The 21639-nt window shown below is 63.7% G+C and carries 19 protein-coding genes; 6 read left to right on the top strand and 13 right to left on the bottom strand.

Going from position 1 to position 21639, the window contains the following annotated elements; translation table 11 throughout:
• Window positions 1-3: 3 nt before the first annotated feature.
• Window positions 4-1707: an AMP-binding protein gene (locus tag AC1DSJ_RS22295; RefSeq protein WP_441370488.1), complete on the bottom strand. Its 1704-nt coding sequence runs from the start codon at window positions 1705-1707 to the stop codon at window positions 4-6.
• Window positions 1708-1783: 76 nt separating this feature from the next.
• Between AC1DSJ_RS22295 and AC1DSJ_RS22290 the strand changes: the two genes are divergently transcribed.
• Entirely contained in the window at window positions 1784-2980 is a 1197-nt protein-coding gene (locus AC1DSJ_RS22290) for a M20 aminoacylase family protein (RefSeq protein WP_441370487.1), read from the top strand.
• A gap of 12 nt (window positions 2981-2992) precedes the next feature.
• Here the strand turns inward: AC1DSJ_RS22290 and AC1DSJ_RS22285 are convergent, their stop codons facing one another.
• Window positions 2993-3886 carry a LysR family transcriptional regulator gene (locus AC1DSJ_RS22285; RefSeq protein WP_054420473.1) on the bottom strand — a complete coding sequence of 298 codons (894 nt, stop codon included), beginning with the start codon at window positions 3884-3886 and terminating at the stop codon, window positions 2993-2995.
• A gap of 114 nt (window positions 3887-4000) precedes the next feature.
• Between AC1DSJ_RS22285 and AC1DSJ_RS22280 the strand changes: the two genes are divergently transcribed.
• From AC1DSJ_RS22280 to pagP, 4 genes are all read left to right on the top strand, one after another.
• Window positions 4001-5119 (top strand): YeiH family protein, encoded by a 1119-nt coding sequence (locus tag AC1DSJ_RS22280; protein ID WP_441370486.1) that lies wholly within the window; start codon window positions 4001-4003, stop codon window positions 5117-5119.
• Between the two features lie 105 nt (window positions 5120-5224).
• Entirely contained in the window at window positions 5225-5635 is a 411-nt protein-coding gene (locus AC1DSJ_RS22275) for an acyl-CoA thioesterase (protein WP_054420472.1), read from the top strand.
• Window positions 5636-5645: 10 nt separating this feature from the next.
• Window positions 5646-7118 carry a magnesium transporter gene (mgtE, locus tag AC1DSJ_RS22270; protein WP_054420471.1) on the top strand — a complete coding sequence of 491 codons (1473 nt, stop codon included), beginning with the start codon at window positions 5646-5648 and terminating at the stop codon, window positions 7116-7118.
• Between the two features lie 160 nt (window positions 7119-7278).
• Window positions 7279-7833 (top strand): lipid IV(A) palmitoyltransferase PagP, encoded by a 555-nt coding sequence (gene pagP, locus AC1DSJ_RS22265; protein ID WP_054420469.1) that lies wholly within the window; start codon window positions 7279-7281, stop codon window positions 7831-7833.
• A gap of 62 nt (window positions 7834-7895) precedes the next feature.
• Here pagP and AC1DSJ_RS22260 read toward each other — a convergent pair whose 3' ends face one another.
• From AC1DSJ_RS22260 to AC1DSJ_RS22220, 9 genes are all read right to left on the bottom strand, one after another.
• Window positions 7896-8507 (bottom strand): gamma-glutamylcyclotransferase, encoded by a 612-nt coding sequence (locus AC1DSJ_RS22260; RefSeq protein WP_175171836.1) that lies wholly within the window; start codon window positions 8505-8507, stop codon window positions 7896-7898.
• Between the two features lie 160 nt (window positions 8508-8667).
• Window positions 8668-9126, bottom strand: coding sequence for an Lrp/AsnC family transcriptional regulator (locus AC1DSJ_RS22255; protein WP_006226278.1), 459 nt, complete (start codon window positions 9124-9126; stop codon window positions 8668-8670).
• A 9-nt stretch (window positions 9127-9135) separates the two neighbouring features.
• Window positions 9136-9918, bottom strand: coding sequence for an SDR family NAD(P)-dependent oxidoreductase (locus AC1DSJ_RS22250; protein ID WP_054420466.1), 783 nt, complete (start codon window positions 9916-9918; stop codon window positions 9136-9138).
• A gap of 205 nt (window positions 9919-10123) precedes the next feature.
• Window positions 10124-11818 (bottom strand): thiamine pyrophosphate-binding protein, encoded by a 1695-nt coding sequence (locus AC1DSJ_RS22245; RefSeq protein ID WP_054420465.1) that lies wholly within the window; start codon window positions 11816-11818, stop codon window positions 10124-10126.
• 59 nt (window positions 11819-11877) lie between these two features.
• Window positions 11878-12864: a tripartite tricarboxylate transporter substrate binding protein gene (locus AC1DSJ_RS22240; protein ID WP_054420463.1), complete on the bottom strand. Its 987-nt coding sequence runs from the start codon at window positions 12862-12864 to the stop codon at window positions 11878-11880.
• On the bottom strand, window positions 12861-13616 hold the full coding sequence (locus AC1DSJ_RS22235) for a GntR family transcriptional regulator (RefSeq protein WP_054420462.1): 756 nt from the start codon (window positions 13614-13616) through the stop codon (window positions 12861-12863). Before AC1DSJ_RS22235 ends, AC1DSJ_RS22240 begins: the two co-directional genes overlap by 4 nt.
• Window positions 13617-13770: 154 nt before the next feature.
• Window positions 13771-14490, bottom strand: coding sequence for a VOC family protein (locus tag AC1DSJ_RS22230; protein WP_441370485.1), 720 nt, complete (start codon window positions 14488-14490; stop codon window positions 13771-13773).
• 15 nt (window positions 14491-14505) lie between these two features.
• Window positions 14506-17241: a preprotein translocase subunit SecA gene (gene secA, locus AC1DSJ_RS22225; RefSeq protein ID WP_054420460.1), complete on the bottom strand. Its 2736-nt coding sequence runs from the start codon at window positions 17239-17241 to the stop codon at window positions 14506-14508.
• Window positions 17242-17418: 177 nt separating this feature from the next.
• Complete coding sequence (locus AC1DSJ_RS22220; protein ID WP_054420459.1) at window positions 17419-18405, bottom strand: M23 family metallopeptidase; 987 nt, start codon at window positions 18403-18405, stop codon at window positions 17419-17421.
• 128 nt (window positions 18406-18533) lie between these two features.
• On the opposite strand from AC1DSJ_RS22220, the gene AC1DSJ_RS22215 reads away from it, so the two are divergent.
• Window positions 18534-18941 carry a DciA family protein gene (locus AC1DSJ_RS22215; protein WP_082386878.1) on the top strand — a complete coding sequence of 136 codons (408 nt, stop codon included), beginning with the start codon at window positions 18534-18536 and terminating at the stop codon, window positions 18939-18941.
• 195 nt (window positions 18942-19136) lie between these two features.
• On the opposite strand, the gene lpxC is transcribed toward AC1DSJ_RS22215, so the two are convergent.
• Window positions 19137-20060 carry a UDP-3-O-acyl-N-acetylglucosamine deacetylase gene (gene lpxC, locus AC1DSJ_RS22210; protein ID WP_054420456.1) on the bottom strand — a complete coding sequence of 308 codons (924 nt, stop codon included), beginning with the start codon at window positions 20058-20060 and terminating at the stop codon, window positions 19137-19139.
• Between the two features lie 240 nt (window positions 20061-20300).
• A complete protein-coding gene (ftsZ, locus tag AC1DSJ_RS22205) occupies window positions 20301-21485 on the bottom strand; it encodes a cell division protein FtsZ (RefSeq protein WP_054420454.1) in 1185 nt (394 codons plus the stop codon).
• Window positions 21486-21639 lie beyond the last annotated feature (154 nt).

The following is a 21639-nucleotide window of genomic DNA, read 5'->3' as shown; positions in this document are numbered from 1 at the left end:
CAATCAGGCGGCCGCAGCGTCCTGGGGCGCCTTGGCCGGCGCGTCGGGGCGCAGTTCGCGGCGCAGGATCTTGCCCACGTTGCTCTTGGGCAATTCGTCGCGGAATTCCACGAAGCGCGGGCGCTTGTAGCCCGTGAGCTTTTCGCGGCACCAGTCCTGCACCTGGGCCTCGGTCAACGACGCATCCTTCTTCACGACAAACACCTTCACGGCTTCACCCGAGTGCTCGTCAGGCACGCCGATGGCGGCGCATTCCAGAACACCCGGCATTTGCGCCACGACGGCCTCGACCTCATTCGGATAGACCTTGAAGCCGGACACCGCAATCATGTCTTTCTTGCGGTCGACGATGCGCGTGTAGCCTTGCGCGTCCATGATGCCGATGTCGCCCGTACGGAAGTAGCCATCGGCCGTCATCGATTGCCGCGTTTCTTCGGGCTTCTGCCAGTACCCCAGCATCACCTGCGGCCCGCGTATGCCCACTTCACCGCGCTCGCCCAACGGCACTTCATGGCCGGCGTCATCAAGAATGGCCACATCGGTGGAAGGCAGCGGCAAGCCGATCGAGCCTGAATACGCGGTGGCGTCGGTGGGGTTCACCGTGGCCACGGGCGAGGTCTCGGACAAGCCATAGCCTTCAATCAGCGGCCGGCCGGTAATCTTCAGCCAACGCTCCGCCACCGACTGCTGCACCGCCATGCCGCCGCCCAAGGTCAGCCGCAACGCCGAAAAATCCAGCTTCGCGAAGTCTTCGTTATGGGCCAGCGCGTTAAACAGCGTATTGACGCCCGGGAACAGATTGATCGGCACCTTGCGCCACGCATTGATCAGCGACGGCTGATCGCGCGGGTTGATGATGAGCACGTTGCGCATGCCCGCGTGCAGGCCGTACAAGCCGCATACCGTCATGGCGAACACGTGGTACAGCGGCAGTGCGCTGATGATGGTGAGCTGCGTGTGCGCAAGATCGTGCACCACGGGCTGCGCCACGGCTTCCGTCTGCAACACGTTGGCCGCCAGATTGCGGTGCGACAGCATCGCGCCCTTGGGCACGCCCGTCGTGCCGCCGGTGTATTGCAGCACCGCCACATCGTCCATCGACAAGGCGGGTGGCGTGAACGGCGCACGCGCGCCATCACGCAGCACGGCCGGCAAATTGTGTGCGCCGTCGATGCGCCAGGGCTTGACGATCTTCTTGATGTGGCGGGCCACAAAGTTGACGAGAGGCGCCTTCAGCCCGCCCAGCAAATCACCCGGGCCGGTTACCACGATGTGCTTGAGCTGGCCGCGGTTCTTCACCGCCTGCAAGGTATTGGCAAAGTTCTCAAGAATCAGGATGACGGATGCGCCGCTGTCTTGCAGCTGGCGCTCGAGTTCGTCTGCGGTGTACAGCGGGTTCACGTTCACCACGACCAGCCCGGCGCGCAACGTGCCCAGCATGCCGACCAGATACGCGGGCACGTTTGGCATCATCAGCGCCACGCGCGCGCCCTTGGGCAGGCCCAGGCTTTGCAGCCAGCCTGCGAAGCCGCGCGCATATTGATCCAGCTGCGCATAGGTGATGTCGCTGCCCATCGCCGTGCAGGCGATGCGCGACGCATATTGTTTGCAGGCCCGGTCAAGCAGGTCGGCCAACGAGGAATAACCCTCAGTGGAGATCTCCGCCGGAACCCCCTTCGGGTAATGGGCAAGCCACGGACGCGTCATGGTATTTGTCTCCATTAAATAGATTTTTGATTGATGATAACCTTGTTGCGTTCCCCAATTCCGCCTGACTTTCCCCATGAAACTGCTCGAACCCATCGTCGCCTGGCATCAAGACATTTCCAAGATCCGACGCGACATCCACGCGCATCCTGAACTGGCATTCGAAGAATTCCGCACCGCCGATGTGGTCGCGGCCAAGCTTGAAGAATGGGGCATCGAGGTCGACCGCGGTTTGGGCGGCACGGGCGTCGTTGGCGTCATTCGCGGCAATCAGCCGGGCGAACGCGCCGTGGGCCTGCGCGCCGACATGGACGCGTTGCCCATGCAAGAGGTCAACACCTTTGCGCACGCCAGCCAGAACGAAGGCAAGATGCACGCGTGCGGCCACGACGGCCACACCGCCATGCTGCTGGCTGCGGCGCAATATCTGTCGCAACACCGTGATTTTGCTGGCATCGTCTACGTGATTTTCCAGCCCGCCGAAGAAGGCGGTGGCGGCGCCAAGCGCATGATCGACGACGGCCTGTTCAAGCGTTTCCCGATGGAAGCGGTGTTTGGCATGCACAACTGGCCCGGCATGAAAACCGGCCAATTCGGCGTGACGCCCGGCCCCATCATGGCGTCCAGCAACGAGTTTTCGATTGTCGTGAAGGGCAAGGGAACGCACGCTGGCATGCCCAACCTGGGCATCGACCCGGTCATGGCGGCCGTGCAGCTGGCGCAGTCGCTGCAGACCATCATCACGCGCAACCGCAATCCGCTGGACGCGGCGGTGCTCAGCATCACGCAGATTCACGCCGGCAGCGCCGACAACGTCGTGCCCAATCACGCCGAATTGCGCGGCACGGTGCGCACCTTCACGCTGGACGTGCTGGACCTGATCGAACGCCGTATGGAAGAGATCACGCGCCACACCTGCGCCGCCATGGATTGCGACGTGCAATTCACGTTCCAGCGCAATTACCCGCCCACCATCAACCACGCTGAAGAAGCGGCGTTCTGCGCCGATGTGATGCGCGACATCGTGGGCGAGGCCAACGTCAACGACCATGTGCAGCCGACGATGGGCGCGGAAGACTTCGCGTTCATGCTGCAGGAACTGCCGGGCTGCTATGTCTGGATCGGCAACGGTACGGGCGAACACCGCGACAGCGGCCACGGCCTGGGCCCCTGCATGCTGCACAACGGCAGCTACGACTTCAACGACGACCTGCTGCCGCTGGGCGGCACGTACTGGGTCCAATTGGCGTTGAAGCGTCTGGCCAAGGCCTGAGCTTTACGCGCCCTACCCGCCCTCCGCCGCCCCGACCGCCAGGCACATCGCCAAAAAGCGTTCGGCGGCGCGGGCCGCGGCATCCGCATGCGGCACCAGAATGCTCAGCGTGCGCGTCAGCGGCTTGGGCAACAAGCGCAATGCCGCCAGCGCACCGTCCTCATGCCGCATCGACATGACGGATACAAAGCCCACCCCCAGCCCCGCGCGCACCGCCTGCTTCACCCCTTCCACCCCCGCCAGCTCAAGCCCCACCGACGGCGCCAGCCCGGCATCCGCAAACGCGCGTTCGACCAGACGGCGCACGCCGGAGCCAGGTTCGCGCATCACCAATGGCGACGCGGCCAGGTCGCGCAATGTCACCGCGCCCTTGCTGGCCAACGCGTGATCCGCCCGCACGATCGCCACGACTTCGTCCTGCCGCCAAGCGTGCACCGCGGTATCCGCCGGCAGGCCCGTGGGCACATCTCCTTCAATAAAGGCCAGATCCAGCGCGGGCAGCCGCTCAACGATTTCGCGCGTGTTGCCATCTGACAGGTGCAGGCTGACCGCGGGAAAGTTGTGGCGGAAATCGGCGACCAGGCGCGGCAACAGATAGCTGGCGGGCGTGGTGCTGGCGCCTAACCGCAGCGCGCCGGTTTCCAGGCCGCGCCACGATTCCCGCACCGCCTGCGCCTGCCGATACACCTGCCGCAGTTGCCGGGCCTGCTCGGCCAGCCGTTCGCCGGCCTCGGTCAATGCAATGCCGTGGCCGCTGCGGCGGTAGAGCGGTTCGCCAAACCATTCTTGCAGCATGCGCAGTTGGCCCGACACAGCGGGCTGTGACAAATGCAGCACTTGCGCGGCGCGGCTGATGTTGCCGGTATCGGCAACGCAGGCGAAGGTCAGTAATTGATCAGGGGTCATAGGCAGTTAATTATCAGAATTTCCGATATTACATATTCAAAATAAAGATTTTTCAAATAGTAGTGGCACATCTAATATTTCGAGAAGTTATTTAGATATGCCCAAAGGGCCATCATGAGCACCACCACCAGCACCGCAGTACCGCTTCCCGCTTCGACAGCTGGGGCGCCCGCCGCTGCGGCATCGGCCGCCGCAGCACCGGCTGCCGCCCCCACCGCCACCCCTTGGCGCGACAAACTCAACGGCGTGCTGTTCGTCGGCCTGATGGCTGCGGCCGTCATGCAGCTGGCGGACCTGCCCGCCATTCGCCAGCTGGGCTTTTCCCCGCTGGTGGTCGGCATTGTCTGCGGCATGCTGTATGGCAACTTCCTGCGCGGCACCATGCCGGCGGATTGGGGCGTGGGCGTGAACTTCACCGCGCGGCGCCTGCTGCGCATCGCCGTCGCTTTCTACGGTTTGAACATCAGCATCCAGCAGATCGCGGCCGTGGGCTTGCCGGGGCTGGCGGTCTCTGTGGCCGTGGTGCTGGGCACCCTGTTGATTGGCACCGTGGTCGGCCAGCGCATGCTGGGCCTGGATCGCGACACGGCCATGCTGACCGCAGCGGGAAGCGCCATCTGCGGCGCGGCCGCCGTGCTGGCGTTCGAACCGACCTTGCGCGCCGCCCCGCACAAGAGCGCCGTGGCCGTGGCCACCGTGGTGCTGTTCGGCACGCTGTCCATGTTCCTGTACCCCATCCTCTATCACGCAGGCTGGCTCAACCTGGATACCCAGGCGCTGGGCATCTATATCGGCGGCACCATCCATGAAGTGGCGCAGGTTGTCGGCGCGGCCAGCAATATCGACCCCGCCACCACCGAAGTCGCCACCATCGTCAAGATGACCCGCGTGGCGCTGCTGGTGCCGGTGCTGCTGGTGCTGGGCATGTACTTGCGCAGCGCCGCCAGCCAGACGGGCGGCCAGGCCAAGGGCGCCAAGTTGCCCATTCCCTGGTTCGCGGTCGGCTTCCTGGTGCTGGCCATCATCAATTCGCTGAACATCATTCCCGCCGACGCCATCGCCGCCATCCGCCGCCTGGATGTCTTTGCGCTGACCATGGCCATGACGGCGCTGGGCATCGAAACCCGCTTTGCCCAGATCAAGAAAGCCGGCCCCCGCGTGATGGCCCTGGGCCTGATCCTGTACGCGTGGCTGTTGGTTGGCGGCTACGGCATCGTCAAATTGGCCACCTGATCCGCGCGGCCGCCGCTGCAAAGCGCGGCGGCCGTTCGTCCATGCACGCCGCAGTCGCTTTTTTCCTGCATAATCGGCTGGTTCCCTAGCAGTGGAGTCGGCCGCATGACCTCCAGCAACAAATCCCCGTTTACGACCTTGCCCGCCGATCGCGACGCGGTATTGCGCGTCATGCCGATGCCGGCCGACGCAAATATCCACGGGGACGTGTTTGGCGGCTGGATCATGTCCCAAGTCGACATCGCCGGCTCCATTCCAGCGGCCCGCCGCGCCGCTGGCCGCGTGGCCACCGTCGCGGTCAACGCCTTTCAGTTCAAAGAGCCCGTGTTCGTGGGCGACCTCCTCAGCTTCTACGCCGCCATCGTCAAGACCGGCAAGACGTCGATCACGGTGTCGGTCGAGGTCTACGCGGAACGCCAGCGCCTGGACGCCGAAGTCGTCAAGGTCACCGAGGCCACCCTGACATACGTCGCCACCGACGAAGCGCGGCGCAGCCGCCCCCTCCCCACTCTTTGAGCCGTAACGCATGACGCAGTCCGCCGCCGCGCAGAAACCGCCCGCGACGCCCCGCCGCCTCGACCCGGAAGACGCACAGATCGCCCTGGCCGAAGTGCAGGAACGCCTGCGCCGCCAGCAATTGGTGGCCGATCTGGTGCATCGCCAAGAAGAAGGCGACGCCAAGGCCACGCTGGTCGAAGACCTGGTGCACCGCCAGCACGAGGCCGAACTCAAGACGCTGCTCGACGGCCTGCATCCGGCCGATATCGCCTTCATCCTGGAATCGCTGCCCAAGGACGAACGCCAGGCCATCTGGAAGCTGGTCAGCCCCGAGCACGACGCCGACGTGCTGCTGGAAGTCGAAGACTGGGTGCGGGAATCGCTGATTGAAGCGATGGACCGGCAAGACCTGGTCGCCGCCACCGGCAACATGGACGCCGACGAGCTGGCCGACCTGGCGCCCGACCTGCCGCCCGACGTGGTGGCGGAAGTGCAAAAGGGCCTGACCGAAGAAGAACGCGCACAGCTGCTGGAAGCCATGGGCTATCCGGAAGACAGCGTGGGCGCGATCATGGACTTCGAAATGGTCCGGGTGCGCGAAGACGTCACGCTGGAAGTGGTGCTGCGCTATCTGCGCCGCCTGCACGAGCTGCCCGACCACACCGACCAGATTTTCGTGGTGGACCGCCAGGACAAGCTGCAAGGCATTCTGCCGCTGTCGCGCCTGTTGGTCAGCGAACCCGAAACCGAGGTGCGCGCCGTCATGAATTCGGATTTCCTGGCGCTGAACCCGCTGGATTCCGACGCCGACGCCGCCGGCGCCTTTGAACGTTACGACCTGGTGTCCGCCCCCGTAATGGACGACCAGGGCCGCCTGATCGGCCGCGTCACCATCGCCGACGTGGTGGACGTGATGCGTGAAGACTCGCAAGAACAGGCGCTGTCGCGCGCAGGTCTGCAAGAAGAAGACATCTTTGCCCCCGTCAGCACCGCCTTGCGCAACCGCGCCCCCTGGCTGCTGTTCAACCTCTGTACCGCCGCCACGGCGTCTTTCGTGGCATCCCAATTCGAAGGCACGGTCAGCCAGATCGTCATCCTGGCCTTCCTGATGTCCATCGTGGCCGGCATTGGCGGCAACTCCGGCAACCAGACCATGACGCTGATCATCCGGGCGCTGGCCATGGGCCGGATCACCGGACGCAACCTGTGGCAGCTGGTCAAGCGCGAGCTGTTTGTGACCTTGCTGGTGGGCTTGTGCGGCAGCTTGGTGGCCGCCTTGTTCGCGTGGGTGATCTCGCATTCGATCTCGATCGCACTCGTCATGATGGCGGCGATGATCTGCAATATGCTGGTCGGCGCGTCCGTCGGCGTGCTGGTGCCGATGCTGCGCGCCCGCTTCGGCAAAGACCCTGCGATGGGTTCGTCGGTACTGCTGACGTTCGCCACCGACTCGCTTGGCTTCTTCATCTTCCTGGGACTGGCCACGCTCTTCCTGCTGTAGCTTGACCGCCACAGAGAATTCTTAATCTATGTTTGCCATCTGCCCGCTTTCAGCGGGCAGATGCATTCGAACGTCGTTTCATGACAGCGGTCTGACAGGGATATGCCCGTGACTCCATGTAAAGTCATGGAATTGTCATCTTCATCCCTTAGTACCCGTAATGACCGCCAACATCCGGGCAGCGATCCTTTGCCTGCTGCTCTCGACTTTCGCCGCCACTGCTCAAGCCTGTGAAAATATGCCCTCTTGGGCGCAGTCCGCTTGTAATCGCCTGGACCAGATCTGGACCGAAGGCGGCCACGACCTCTACGTTTCCGGCTACGCCTGGCACAACCGCGCCATGTACAGCAAAGAGAAAATCGACAGCTTCAACGAACTGGCGTGGGGCGGCGGCTATGGCCGCAGCATCTACGACGAAGACGGCGACTGGCAGGGCCTGTACGCCATGGCGTTCCTGGATTCGCACAGCAAGGTCGAACCGATTGCCGGCTACGGCTTCCTGAAGATCGGACAAGTCAGCGAGAACTTCCGCCTGGGCGCGGGCTACACGGTGTTTCTTACCGCGCGGCACGACATCATGAGCTACGTGCCGTTCCCCGGCATCCTGCCGCTGGTGGGCGCGGGCTACAAAGACGCCATGTTCTACGCCACCTACATTCCCGGCGCATCCGGCGCGGGCAACGTGCTGTACATGTTCGGCCGCTGGCACTTCTAAAGCGCAGGGCCGAACGTCAGAACATTTGGCCGCTGGCACCGTTCAAGCGCAGGGCCCAATCGTCAGAAGGCGTGGCCCAGCTTGCGGACCAGATCGCCCAGCCGCCAATCGTCAATGCCATGCGCGCGCAGCGCACGCTCGGTCTCCACCACGTAATCCAGGCACGGCCCGGAATGCCCGACGGCATTGCGTATGCACGCGAGCAGGCGGTCGTCGCTCAGGTCAGCGGCGTATTCATCGCAAGCCCGGTTCAGCAGGAAGACCAGCCCGCGCACGGGTGCGGCTTCGGTGTGGCACGTGAGCCAACGGGGGGTGTAGGCGCCCGTCACCATCTCGCGGCGCCAGAGCGCCTGGAACACGTCGCGCACGTCAGCCGCCGCAATCTGATACGCCACGCCACGGCAGCAACCGCCCCGGTTCAAGCCAAACACGAGGCCTGGGTTATCGGGCGAGCCGCGATGGTCGTGAGACCACAGGCACAAAGAACGGTGATAGCCGCGCACCGTGGCCAGCCGGCGCTCGAGCCAGGCAAAGCCGGGATGCCAGATCAGGGACCCATAGGCGAACACCCATAAATCGTCGACGCCGTTCCAGCCGGCCAACAAGTCGTCCACCGATAGCGCTTGCCGCGATTTGGCCAAACCGGCACAGCCGGCGGGTACTGCCAACGACATAGGGTCCTCTGATATCCCGATTCATTCCCTAGCAGGAATGAGCGATATCCTACGCCGAGCACCGCGCAAAAGAATTGCGAGATGGGCCTTGTGCAACACGCCGAAAGAAATTTGCATCCGCCGCAGCCCTCGCACAAGAAAAAAAATTGCGCGCCGGCCGCTACACCGCGTCCAACGGCAATTCCGTCGTGCTTTTGATGATCTCCATGGAGAAGCTGGCGCTGACATCCAGCAGATCCACCGCGCCGATCAGCCGGCGGTAAAAGCGGTCATACGCCGCCATGTCTTCCACGACCACCTTGAGCAGGTAGTCGATATCGCCCGCCATGCGATGAAACTCCACCACGTTGGGCAGCGCCATGACCGCGTTGATCAGGCTTTGCGTCCATTTCTCGTTGTGCTGGCTGGTCTTGATGGACACGAAGACCGTCAGGTTCAGCCCCAGCGCCCGGGGGTCCAGCAGGATGGCGTTGCGCGCGATAACGCCATCGTCCTTGAGCTTCTGGATGCGGCGCCAGCATGGCGTGACGGACAGGTTCACCTGCTCGGCGATTTCAGCAACCGAACAGGTGGCGTCCTTTTGCAGCAAGGCCAGGATCTTGATGTCTGTCTGGTCCATGGGGAATCCTCAGTACGTGCCGGGGTAGCCGCCGCCGTCGATCAAGATGTTTTGCGCGGTCATGTAGCCGGAGTGCGCCGAGCAGATGTACGCGCACAGGGCGCCCATTTCTTCGGGCTGTCCGTAGCGCCCTGCGGGGTTGGCGCGGCCGCGCTCGTCCCAGAGCTGGTCGAAGGTCTTGCCGCCGGACTGCTCCAGCATGCCCTGGATGTGGCGCACCTGCGCATCGGTCGCGAACGCCCCCGGCAGCAGGTTGTTGATGGTGACGTTGTGGCGCACGGTCTGCCGCGCCAGCCCGCCCACAAAGCCGATCAGGCCCGAGCGCGCACCGTTGGACAGGCCGAGCTCCGCATGCGGCGCCTTCACGCTGCGCGACACGATATTCACGATGCGGCCAAAGCGCCGTTCGATCATGCCGTCGACCACGCGGCGGATCATGTCGATCGGCCCGAGCATCATCGCGTCCAGCGACGCGATCCAGTCTTCCCGCGTCCAGTCGCGAAAATCGCCCGGCATCGGGCCATCGGCATTGTTGATCAGGATGTCTGGGTGCGGGCACGCGGCCATTGCCGCATCGCGCCCGGCGGCTTGCGTCAGATCGGCCGATACCCAGCCCACGCCGATGCCGGTTTCGTGCGAGATCTCGGCTGCGGCTTGCTCAAGCGTCTGCGGATTGCGGGCCGCGATGGTGACCGCCACGCCTTCCCGCGCCAGTTGCAGGGCGCACGCCCGGCCCATGCCACGGCTGCCGCCAAACACCAAAGCCGTCTTGCCCCTGATCCCCAAGTCCATGCCCGATTCCCCTGTGATGTGCCGCAGACCACGCGCCTGCGCGCCGAAGCGGATCAGTATAGGAGCGCGCGCCGCGCTCCGGCACAAAAAAAGGGGCCCCGAAGGGCCCCTTTATGCGTTGATGCCGCATCACTGCGCTACCGCTGCCGCATCCACGCAATGCCGCATCACTGCGCCACCGCTGCCGCATCCACGCAGTGCCGCATCAGCCCATCCACTGGCTGACCGGCGCCGCGGCGTCTTGCAACGGCTGCGCCACCACGTCGATCAGCGCCGGGCCGTCGTGCTCCATGGCGGCCTTGATCGCGGCGTCCAGCTTGGACGGATCTTCCACGCGCCACGCCTTCACGCCATAAGCCTCGGCGATGCGGGCATGGTCGGTGCGGTTGAAGTCCACGCTGTAGTAGCGCTGGTCGTAGCCCGCCTTCTGGCTGGCCTTGATCCAGCCGTAGACCGAGTTCGAAAACACGATCATCAAGAGCGGCGCCTTGTGACGCACGATGGTTTCCAATTCGCCCACGGTGAAACCGAAGCTGCCGTCGCCCATCACGGACACGCACTTGGACTGCGGCCGGCCAACCCAGGCGCCCAGCGCCGCCGACATCGAGAAGCCCAGCGCCCCATGCGCGCGGTTGGTGATGAAGTGACGGCCGGGGCGCGACACGTCGTAGTAAGCCGAAAAATACGGGCAAGGCGTGCCGGGGTCCGCGCACACGATCGCATCATCGGGCAGCAGGCGGTTCAGCGATTGCACGACGCGCTCGGGACGGATCGGCGCTTCCAGGCTGTTGGCCAGCGGCTCTAGTTGCGCCAGCCGGGCCGCCTTGGCGCGGCCAGCCAGCACCGCGCCGTCAACCGCGTCGGCGTTGCGATGCGCCAGACGCGCTTGCACTTCGGCGCCCAGTGCTTCCAGCGCCAGCTTGGCGTCGCCCACCAGACCCACTTCGGTCAGGTAGTTGGCGCCGATCACCATCGGGTCGATATCGATGTGCAGGATCGGCACGTCGCGGTTCGGGAAGCGCCAGTGCTCGGTCGACGTCGACCCCGCGCGGCAACCCACGAACAGCACCACGTCAGCCGCGGCCACCACGTCACGCGTGGCCATCACGCCGCCGTTCGAACCCACCACGCCCGCGTTCAACGGGTGCGTGTCGGCCAGGCTGCCCTGCCCGCTGACTGTGACGCAGACCGCCGCCTTCAGCGTTTCCGCCAGTTCCTGCAAGGCGCCACTGGCGCCGGCAATGACAACGCCACCGCCGCAAATGATCACCGGCGCACGCGCGCCGATCAGGCGCTGCGCGGCGCGGGCCACGTCAGCCGGGTCCGGCGCAAAGCGCATGGACGGAAACTGGCCGTGCTCGGGCTGCGCCCAAATGTCCGACGCATCCACTTGCTGCTTCATCACGTCATACGGAAAGCACAGGTGCGCGGCGCCCGGCTTGCCGGTCGTCATAGCGCGGAACGCCGCCCGCACCATGCCCGGAATCTGGTCAGCGCGATCAATCGTGCGGTTCCACTTCGTCAGCGGGCGATACAAGGCTTCCTGGTCAAGTTCCGTCAGCGGGTACTTGCCACGCGAGCCCACCGCCACGTCCGACGTAATGCCCAGCACGGGAATGGACGATTCGTTGGCTTCCACCAAGCCGGGCAGCAGATACGTTGCGCCGCCGCCGCTGGGGCCTTCGCACACGCCGACCTTGCCGGTCACGCGCGCATAGGCGTCCGCCATATAGCCCGCGCTGCGCTCATCGCGCGTCAGGATGTGCTGCATGCCGTGGTCCAGGCGGTACAGCGCGTCGTAGAACGGCAGGCTGGTGTCGCCGCACAGGCCAAAAATATGTTTGACGCCGTTGTGCTGCAGCATCCGCACCATGGCTTCGGCGCCGGTCAAATTTTCCATGTCATCTCCACGTGTTTCGCGGTTGGGGCCGAACGGCAAGCCGTCCGGCCGGCCACCGCTCAGTTATCCAGATTGATGTTGCTGCTCTTGATGAAGGCGCTCCAGCGGTCGTACTCCGACTTCACGTACGCATCCAGCGCAGGACCGTCGGACGCCACGATCTCGAAGCCCGCTTCGGTGACCTTCTTCTTGATTTCCGGGTCGGCCAGCACCGCCTTGAAGTCCGCCGTCAGCTTCTTCACCGTGGCTTCCGGCGTGCCCTTCGGCGCGAACATGCCGCTCCACGAATAGGCGACAAAGCCGGGGAAGCCGGACTCGATCACGGTTGGCACATTCGGCAATTCGGGCAGGCGCTTTTCGCCCGCCACCGCCAGCGGCTTGATCTTGCCGCCTTGAATCTGACCACGCAGCGCCGCAAAGCTCAGCCACGTCATGTTGGCCTGACCGCCCACCACCGCCTGAATGGCCGGCCCCCCGCCGCCATACGGCACGTGCAGCAGCTCCACCTTCGACAGGCGCTTGAGCTCTTCCGGCGCCAGGTGGTTCAGCGAACCGACACCGGTTGAGGCGTAGTTGAATTTGTTGGGCGATTCCTTGGCGGCTGCCGCCAGGAACTCCTTCAAGTTATCCCCAGGCACGTTCGGGTTTGCGCCGATCACCAGCGGAAAGCGCACGGTCTGCGAAATGGCGACGAAGTCCTTGAACGTGTCGTAGGGCAGCTTGGGCTTCACGGCGGGGTTGATGCCGTGGTTGTCGAAGCTGACCAGCAAGGTGTTGCCATCGGGCTCCGCGCGGGCCACAAAAGCCGTTGCGATCTGGCTGGCGGCGCCCGGGCGGTTTTCCACGACAACGGCGCGTCCGCCCAATTGCTGCGACAAACGCGGCTGCAAGATGCGCGCCAAAATGTCCGTGCTGCCGCCCGGCGGGTACGGCACGACCAGGATCAATGGCCGTTCTTCGGCGGCGGCGGGCGCGGCGATCATGGCGCCCCCCACCGCGGCCAGCGCGCATAAGCTCGCTGCAATCCGCTTCATCGTATGAGTCATTTTTTTTCCCCTGCTGTTGTGGTGTTGGCCGGCGCTGCCGTGGCGGGTTCGGCCTGGTCCCGCATGTAAATCGTTGAAAAGCCGGTGCGTATGACGTCGGTGATCTGGTCCAGCCGCCGGCCGATATGCGTGCTCATCAGCCCGGCCAGACCATCGGCATCCCGCTGTTCCAGCGCCTGCACGATGCGCAGATGTTCACCTTGGGTATGGCTGCGGCGGCCCTGCTGCATGTCAATCCAGCGCACGAAATGGATGCGGGCATTGACGCTTTCCAGGGCGCGCACGAATTCTTCGTTGCGCGACAGGCGCGCCAGATGCAGGTGGAACGCTTCGTCCAGCTCCAGCAAGCGCGTGGCGTCGCTGTCTTCGGGCACATCGCGCGACCGCTCCACGAACGCGCGCAGGCCGGCCAGTTCTTCGTCGCTGGCGCGCTCGCACGCCGCGCGCACAATGCCGGCCTCCAGCACCGCGCGGTATTCGTACAGGCTATGGATCTGCTTGGCGTCCAGCAGCCGGGCGATAAAACCGCGGTTCACCGAGCGGGTCAGAAAGCCTTCAACCATCAATTGGTTCAGCACTTCACGCAACGGCGTGCGGCTGACATTCAAGCGGCGCGCCAGCTCAACTTCGTTGATGCGTTCGCCCGGCTTGAAATCAAACCGAACCGCCATCGCCTTGACGGCGCCATACAGCTCCGCCTGTCCGGCGGACGTCCGGGCAGCGGGTCGGATGGCTGAAGGGGGATGGGTCATCAGGGCGGCTGGCGAAGGGGGATGAAGTGCATACTAAAGTGCATACACTTTGCTTCACAACCAGGGTTTGCCCGCAAATGCGCACGACAAAAGGCGCGCATCCCTGACCGGAATGAAAATTTAAAACGGGGATGGATAACCCCAGGATGGGGTCTTACAGGCCGGTATCCAGCGTGTAGTGGGCGCCGTCGCGGTTTTCCAGCGTCAGCGTGGACAGCACCGGCGTAACCGCCGTAGCGTCTTGCTGCACGTGAATACGCAGATTGGCCAGCGGCACGTCCCAGCCGCCCGTGGCGGCTTCGGCGATAACGTCCGCTACCAGCGCCAGACGCTCGGCCACGGCACGGGCATCCGCCGCGCGGGCGTCGATACGCAACAGACTGCGTGCGCCGTTCGGGTGCGCCATCAATTCAGGAGACCAGACGCACTCGGGCGTCAGATGGCGGCAGAAATACATGCGAATGCCGGGCAAGGGCTGCTCGGCAAAACGCACGGTATGAAAACGGGCCTGCACTTCCTGGCCGTCCAGCATCGCGGGGCGCGTCAGTTCCTGCACGGGATTCACGGCGAACCCCGCCGCCTTCAGCCGTTCATACGTGGCGTCGGCGTCATAGGTGCGAAACACCAGCGCTTCCAGCCCGAACGGAGAATCAGCGATTTCCTTGCGAGCGGGCGGCGCGCCTTCCGGCCAGCCCAGCAATTCAACATACGTGCCTTCCAGCACGATCAACCGATTGCACGAGCCCAGGTTGTGCACCGCCTTGTCGCTCAGGTGAAAGCCCTGGCGCTCGAAGTGCGGCGCCAGCGCATCCAGCCGGTCACGCACCATGACGACGGCGTGGTCGAATTCGGTGTGGCCGACAGAATGCAGCATGGCGTTATTTCCTGATCAGACGAGCTTGCCGTGGCACTGCTTGTACTTCTTGCCGCTGCCGCACGGGCACGGGTCGTTGCGGCCGACCTTGGGCAGCGCATTGCGCACAGGTTGCGCACCGTCATCCGATTCCGTCTGGGCCAATGCTTCGTCGTAATCAGAGTGGTGGTACTGCACGTTTTGCACATGCGATTGCGCGGCTTCGGCTTCGGCTTGTTCAACCTGTTCCGACGACTGCACACGCACGGTCATCAACACGCGAACCACGTCGTCGCGGATGCGGTCCAGCATGCCCGAGAACAGTTCAAAGGCTTCGCGCTTGTATTCCTGCTTCGGGTTCTTCTGCGCATAGCCGCGCAGATGGATGCCCTGGCGCAGGTAATCCAGCGACGACAGGTGCTCGCGCCAGTGCGTGTCGATCGCTTGCAGCATGATCGAACGCTCGAACTGCGACCACGATTCCGTGCCGACTTGATCGACCTTGGCCTGGTAGGCCTCGCGCGCGGCGTTGACCACGCGTTCGCGCAGCTCTTCGTCCGTCAGGCTGGTTTCTTTTTCCAGCATTTCGGTCAGCGGCAGATGCAGGTGCCAATCAGCTTCCAGGGCCTTTTGCAGGGCCGGGATGTCCCACTGCTCTTCCACAGATTCCGGCGGCACGTAGGTGTTGAACATCTCAACCACGGCGGCGTCGCGCAGGTTATTCACCGTTTCGCTGACGCTGGCAGCTTCCAGCACGTCGTTACGCTGCGAATACAGCACCTTGCGCTGGTCGTTGGCCACGTCGTCGTATTCCAGCAATTGCTTGCGGATGTCGAAGTTGCGGCCTTCCACCTTGCGCTGCGCGGTTTCGATCGAACGCGTCACCATGCCTGCTTCGATGGGTTCCCCCTCGGGCAGCTTCAGGCGCTCCATGATGGCGCGCACGCGGTCGCCCGCGAAGATGCGCATCAGGGAATCTTCCAGCGACAGGTAGAAACGGGACGAGCCCGGGTCACCTTGGCGGCCGGCGCGGCCACGCAGCTGGTTGTCGATACGGCGCGATTCGTGGCGCTCGGTGCCGATGATGCGCAGGCCGCCAGCGGCCTTGACCTGCTCGTTCAGCGGCTTCCATTCCGCGCGCACCTGTTCGATGCGTGCGTTCTTTTCGGCTTCCGACAGCGATTCGTCGGCGCGGATCAGGTCAACCTGCTTATCCACACTGCCGCCCAGCACGATGTCGGTACCGCGACCGGCCATGTTGGTGGCAATGGTGATGTGGCCCGGCTTGCCGGCTTCGGCAACGATCTCGGCTTCACGGGCGTGCTGCTTGGCGTTCAGCACTTCGTGCGGCAGCTTGGCCTTTTTCAGCAGGCCCGACAGCAGCTCGGAGTTTTCGATGCTGGTAGTACCCACCAGCACGGGCTGGCCGCGCTCGTGGCAATCGCGGATGTCTTCCAGGATTGCGTTGTACTTTTCCGGATCGGTCTTGAAGACCTGGTCGTTCTGATCCTTACGGATCATGGGCTTGTTGGTCGGGATGATGACCGTTTCAAGCCCGTAGATTTCCTGGAATTCGTACGCTTCCGTGTCGGCCGTACCGGTCATGCCGGACAGCTTTTCGTACATGCGGAAGTAGTTCTGGAACGTGATCGACGCCAGCGTCTGGTTCTCGTGCTGGATCTTCACGCCTTCCTTGGCTTCGACGGCCTGGTGCAGGCCATCGGACCAACGGCGGCCCACCATCAGGCGGCCCGTGAATTCGTCGACGATCACCACTTCACCGTCTTGCACGACGTACTGCTGGTCGCGGAAGAACAGGTTGTTGGCGCGCAGAGCCACCATCAGGTGGTGCATCAGCGCAATGTGGCGCGGGTCGTACAGCGACTCGCCTTCGGGCAAGATGCCCAGGCGGGCCAGAATGGCTTCGGCGTTCTCGTGGCCGGCTTCCGACAGATAGACCTGCTGGCTCTTTTCGTCGACCCAGTAATCACCTTCGGGTTCCGGCTCCTGCGGCTTGGGCTCGGTGGCCATGCGCTTGAGCAGCGGCGGCACCGCGTTCATGCGGATGTAGAGCTCGGTGTGATCTTCGGCCTGGCCGGAGATGATCAGCGGCGTACGGGCTTCGTCGATCAGGATCGAGTCCACTTCGTCGACGATGGCGTAGAACAGCACGCGCTGGCGGCGGTCCTCAACACGGTATTCCATGTTGTCGCGCAGGTAGTCGAAGCCGAATTCGTTGTTGGTGCCGTACGTGATGTCGGCAGCGTACGCGGCCTTCTTTTCTTCGTTCGGCTGCTGCGGCACCACCACGCCCGTGGTCATGCCCAGGAAGTGGTACAGGCGCCCCATCCATTCCGCATCACGGCGGGCCAGATAGTCGTTCACCGTCACGACGTGGACGCCCTTGCCGGCGACCGCGTTCAGGTAAACGGGCAGCGTCGCCATCAGCGTCTTGCCTTCCCCCGTGCGCATTTCGGCGATCTTGCCGCTGTGCAGCGCAATGCCGCCCAGCAACTGAGAGTCGAAGTGGCGCATGCCGAATACCCGCTTGCCGGCTTCGCGAACCACGGCGAAGGCTTCGGGCAGCAGGTCGTCCAGGGAAGTCCCCTGAGCGTATCGGGATCGGAATTCGTCGGTCTTGGCCGCCAGCTCCGCATCGGAAAGCGCGGAAATCTTGGGCTCTTGCCCATTGATCTGGGTTACCAGCTTGCGATACTGCTTAAGCAGCCGGTCATTGCGGCTACCTATGAGTTTTTTGAGCAGAGAAACCATGCGTATGTCGGCCGCACGTACCACGCCGCGCCTGCATAAGGCCTGGGCAGCGTCGCCCGTGACTTTTGATGTTATTGGTTGAGCGGGGGTCCGCTGGGAAACGAACCAGTTTAACGCACCTGGAGCGTAATAGCCTGGATCTATGACCAGGGTGCTTTCATTGTCCTGTTGGACCGGTCAGCGCGCCGCAGGTTCATTTGTCGTTGCCTGCGCCACCGCGGGCGGCGCGGGCTGCTGCGAACCCAGGAACAATCGGGGGTCCAGCGGCTGTCCGGCAAGGCGGACTTCAAAGTGCAAATGCGGGCCGGTAGACCGCCCCGAACTGCCCACGCGAGCCACTTGCTGGCCACGCTCGACAAGCTGCCCTTGCTTGACCATCAGCGATGACGCATGCGCGTAACGCGTGATCAAACCATCACCATGGTCGATCTCGACCATGTTGCCAAAGCCGGGCTGGAACTTGGCTTCCAGCACCACGCCCCCAGAGGCCGCCAGAATCGGCGTCCCCGACGGGGCCGCGAAATCCAGCCCTTCATGCATGGCCGTGCGCCCCGTCACCGGGTTGCGGCGCCAGCCGTAGGACGAACTCAGATAGGGGTAATCGGTAATCGGCATCGCGGTCGGCATGCGGGCCTGATCCGCCGACCGCTTGGTCAGCGCCGCATCCAGCAGCTTCAGGTTGTCGGACTGCTGGGCGAGCCGCGCCTGGATTTCGTCCAGTTGGCGGCCCAAGGCTTCGGCCGACGCCGCGCTGGGCGGGGGATGGTCGGTGAACAGGTCGTCCATGACCTGCGTGGCTTCGGGCTGCGTCAGCGCTTCGGGTTGGGCCACGGCCAATTGCTTGGCCAGCTCCGGGTCCGTGTAGGCCACGCCGGCCACTTTGGCCACGCGCTGGCCCAGGCCGTCGATGCTGACCAGCTTGGCCTGCAACGCGCCGACTTTGGCAGCCAGCAAGTTCATGTTTCCGCGCAGGAAATCAGTGTCCCGGCCCGGCTGAGTGGCCAGCGGCCACCCCACGGTCTGAACCGCCGGCAGCATGGGAGTAAGGTATCGTTGTAGCGCGGCGCCAAAGATGGCTGCCGTCACGAGCGCGGCCCCGAGAAACAACGCCAGTCGCGCTCCTCCCAGGGTGAAATGCCCGTCCCGCCCGTCGCGGGCGTGCATAATCACGATTTTCAAGGTGTGCTTCCTAAATCTTTATAGCCGGGATGAATAGACCCACTTCATACCGTCAACGTTCCAGTGCCAGCCGGCGGAAAGAAAATACCGCTCTGGGATGGCTGGGTCATGACATGCGGGGCGCCGGAGTGTTGGCGACTGCCCGCAAGCACTTGCAAATTCAGTATGCGGTGGCGGCGGTTCTGCCCGCCCCGCTAGGTGCTGTCTGCCAGGTCGGTAAGCTGGAAAACCAGTGCCTGCATCTGGTGGTGCCCAGCGCCGCTCATGCCGCCAAGATGCGGCAATTGGCGCCGCGCGTGGCGCGCGCCCTGGCCGACCAAGGCTGGAACCTTAACGAAATTGCCGTCAAGGTACAAGCGGGTTTACCGAAGCCCGGCGCCCGTCAGCCGCTGCCCCCCAAAGAGGCGCAACCGCTGGGAGACACCGCGCTGGGCGCGTTCAAATCGCTACATGACACGCTGCGTCCGGGCCCGTTGGCAGACGCAGTCGCCAAGCTCTTGAAGCATCACAAGAGTAGCTGAAGCTATCCGGCCCTGTCCGGCGCCTGGGGCGTCCGGAAACGAAGCGAAACCAAGTTCTGGGGGGTTTAGACCCGATGGTTTGCAACCGGATGGCGGTTTTTGCGCTAAGGGATGGCGGCCAGCGCCATCCTTAAGCAGGGGCCTGATGAGGATACCGGGGACACTCCCCGGTTCAGGCCCGATCAGAAAGCGGCGTTATGCCAGCTTCCATTCGTGGCGGAAGGCCTGCGGCGCTTCAGCCTGCGATTCATAGGTGACTAGTTCCCAGGCGTCTTGCTGAGCAAGCAGCGCACGGGCCAGCTGGTTGTTCAGGCCGTGGCCCGACTTGCACGCCACATAGCGCGCCACCAAGGGTTTGCCCAGCAGATACAAGTCGCCGATGGCGTCCAGGATCTTGTGCTTCACGAATTCGTCGTCGTAGCGCAGGCCGTCGCTGTTCAGCACGCGGTATTCGTCCATGACGATCGCGTTGTCGAGGCTGCCGCCGCGGGCCAGGCCCATCGAGCGCAGCGCTTCCACTTCGTTCACGAAACCGAAAGTGCGCGCACGGGCGATCTCGCGCACATACGAGTGCGTGGCGAAATCGATCTCGGCGAAATTGGCCGTGGAATCAATGGCGGGGTGGCGGAAGTCGATCGAGAACGCCAGCGCGTAACCCTCGTGGGGTTCCAGGCGGGCCCATTTCTCGTTGCGGCCTTCGCCTTCGCGCACTTCCACCGTCTTTTTGACGCGGATGAATTGCTTGGGCGCGTTCTGCTCGACGATGCCCGCCGAGCGCAACAGATAAACAAACGTAGCCGCACTGCCGTCCATGATGGGGACTTCTTCGGCAGTGAGGTCGATATGCAGGTTGTCGATACCCAGGCCGGCCAATGCCGACATGAGATGCTCCACCGTGGAGACGCGGACGTTGCCCTGTTGGAGGACGGACGCCATGCGCGTATCGCCCACGCCAGTGGCCTGCGCGGGCAGGTCCACGACCTCGGGCAGGTCGACGCGGTGGAAAACAATACCGGTATTGGGTTGTGCCGGACGCAGGGTGAGTTCTACCCGCCGTCCGGAGTGGACGCCGACGCCTGTCGTGCGGACTAGATTCTGAATGCTGCGTTGTCGGAACATGAGACTTAGGTGCTTTGGAGCCAAGAAGCCGGCACGAAGAGAACAGATTGCCGGCGTAACTGACGTATTGTAACGCTGTCCGACCCATGACGCCAACGTGCGCCCGGATCGACCGATACCTCCGTCCCTTAATTGAACCGTGCAAGGGAAACACGGACCGCTCCGCCTCCGGCTCGCCCGCGGGGACAGGCGAGCCGGAGATGAGGGAGTGCGATTAGAGCCTGTGACCGGCTCTTAGGTTCAATCCGCCTGCTTGCGCAGGAACGCCGGGATGTCGAAGTGATCCATACCCGAGCTTTCCAGTGCACGCACCTGGGCCGACGCCTGGCTGCGCGGATTGCGCATGACCGACGGCATGTCCAGATTGCGGTAATCGCCGCCTTGACCGGCCGGCATCGTGCCCATGGGCATGTTGTCGGTACCGGTGCGCAGCACCTCAGCGGTGTTCTGCACCAGCTGCGGACGCGCTTGCGCACGGCCCAGGCCAGTTGCCACCACGGTCACGCGCAGGTTTTCACCCATCGACTCGTCATAGGCCGTACCGAAGATCACGGTGGCGTCGTCCGAAGCGTAGCTGCGGATCGTTTCCATGATTTCGCGCGTTTCGCGCATCTTCAGCGTGCGGCTGGCGGTGATGTTGACCAGCACGCCGCGAGCGCCGTTCAGGTCCACGCCTTCCAGCAGCGGGCAAGCAATGGCGTGCTCGGCAGCGACGCGAGCGCGGTCTGCGCCCGAAGCCGATGCCGTGCCCATCATGGCCTGGCCTTGCTCGCCCATGATCGTCTTCACGTCTTCGAAGTCGACGTTGACGTTACCTTCGACGTTGATGATTTCGGCGATACCCGCGCAAGCGTTGTGCAGGATGTCGTCGGCGGAACGGAAGCAGTCTTCCTGCGTCGCGTCCTCGTCCATCAGTTCATAGAGGTTCTCGTTGAGCACCACGATGAGCGAATGCACGTGCTTGGCCAATTCCGAGATACCGTCCTCGGCCATCTTCAGGCGCTTATTGCCTTCGAACGTGAAAGGCTTGGTGACCACGCCCACGGTCAGAATGCCCAGTTCCTTCGCCACTTCGGCCACGACCGGACCTGCGCCGGTGCCGGTGCCACCGCCCATGCCRGCGGTGATGAASACCATGTGAGCGCCGTTCAGCGCAGCACGGATCTCCTCGCGCGCGGTTTCAGCCGACGCACGTCCTTGCTCGGGCTTGGCGCCCGCACCCAGGCCAGTACGGCCCAGACGAATTTGCACCGGGGCGTTGGTCGCCGCCAGTGCCTGCGCATCGGTGTTGGCGCAGATGAAATCCACGCCGTGCACGCCGCTGCGAATCATGTGCGCGACAGCATTGCCGCCCGCACCGCCCACACCAACGACCTTGATTACGGTCCCTTTGGTGTTGTTCTCAAGCATCTCAAAGTTCATCATGATGACTCCCTCACAAGTCCGATTTTGCAAATCACAAAAATTCCCCAACAACCTATATTTTGTGAATCGCCTCAAAGCCGATGCCGACTACATAGGTCCGCGACGGGTTTGAGACGCCTCCTCTTTCTGGCGCGCCCCGCAAAACAACCGCGAG

This window comes from Achromobacter sp. 01N37 (assembly GCF_056399725.1).
The sequence above is the reverse complement of the archived record's forward strand: the minus strand, read 5'-3'. Positions and strand labels throughout refer to the sequence as shown.

Excerpts from the sequence above, each read along its gene's own strand:
- AC1DSJ_RS22295 (WP_441370488.1), bottom strand. The coding sequence starts at position 1,707 with ATGACGCGTCCGTGGCTTGCCCATTACCCGAAGGGGGTTCCGGCGGAG.
- AC1DSJ_RS22290 (WP_441370487.1), top strand. The coding sequence starts at position 1,784 with ATGAAACTGCTCGAACCCATCGTCGCCTGGCATCAAGACATTTCCAAG.
- AC1DSJ_RS22285 (WP_054420473.1), bottom strand. The coding sequence starts at position 3,886 with ATGACCCCTGATCAATTACTGACCTTCGCCTGCGTTGCCGATACCGGC.
- AC1DSJ_RS22280 (WP_441370486.1), top strand. The coding sequence starts at position 4,001 with ATGAGCACCACCACCAGCACCGCAGTACCGCTTCCCGCTTCGACAGCT.
- AC1DSJ_RS22275 (WP_054420472.1), top strand. The coding sequence starts at position 5,225 with ATGACCTCCAGCAACAAATCCCCGTTTACGACCTTGCCCGCCGATCGC.
- mgtE (WP_054420471.1), top strand. The coding sequence starts at position 5,646 with ATGACGCAGTCCGCCGCCGCGCAGAAACCGCCCGCGACGCCCCGCCGC.
- pagP (WP_054420469.1), top strand. The coding sequence starts at position 7,279 with ATGACCGCCAACATCCGGGCAGCGATCCTTTGCCTGCTGCTCTCGACT.
- AC1DSJ_RS22260 (WP_175171836.1), bottom strand. The coding sequence starts at position 8,507 with ATGTCGTTGGCAGTACCCGCCGGCTGTGCCGGTTTGGCCAAATCGCGG.
- AC1DSJ_RS22255 (WP_006226278.1), bottom strand. The coding sequence starts at position 9,126 with ATGGACCAGACAGACATCAAGATCCTGGCCTTGCTGCAAAAGGACGCC.
- AC1DSJ_RS22250 (WP_054420466.1), bottom strand. The coding sequence starts at position 9,918 with ATGGACTTGGGGATCAGGGGCAAGACGGCTTTGGTGTTTGGCGGCAGC.
- AC1DSJ_RS22245 (WP_054420465.1), bottom strand. The coding sequence starts at position 11,818 with ATGGAAAATTTGACCGGCGCCGAAGCCATGGTGCGGATGCTGCAGCAC.
- AC1DSJ_RS22240 (WP_054420463.1), bottom strand. The coding sequence starts at position 12,864 with ATGACTCATACGATGAAGCGGATTGCAGCGAGCTTATGCGCGCTGGCC.
- AC1DSJ_RS22235 (WP_054420462.1), bottom strand. The coding sequence starts at position 13,616 with ATGACCCATCCCCCTTCAGCCATCCGACCCGCTGCCCGGACGTCCGCC.
- AC1DSJ_RS22230 (WP_441370485.1), bottom strand. The coding sequence starts at position 14,490 with ATGCTGCATTCTGTCGGCCACACCGAATTCGACCACGCCGTCGTCATG.
- secA (WP_054420460.1), bottom strand. The coding sequence starts at position 17,241 with ATGGTTTCTCTGCTCAAAAAACTCATAGGTAGCCGCAATGACCGGCTG.
- AC1DSJ_RS22220 (WP_054420459.1), bottom strand. The coding sequence starts at position 18,405 with ATGCACGCCCGCGACGGGCGGGACGGGCATTTCACCCTGGGAGGAGCG.
- AC1DSJ_RS22215 (WP_082386878.1), top strand. The coding sequence starts at position 18,534 with ATGCGGGGCGCCGGAGTGTTGGCGACTGCCCGCAAGCACTTGCAAATT.
- lpxC (WP_054420456.1), bottom strand. The coding sequence starts at position 20,060 with ATGTTCCGACAACGCAGCATTCAGAATCTAGTCCGCACGACAGGCGTC.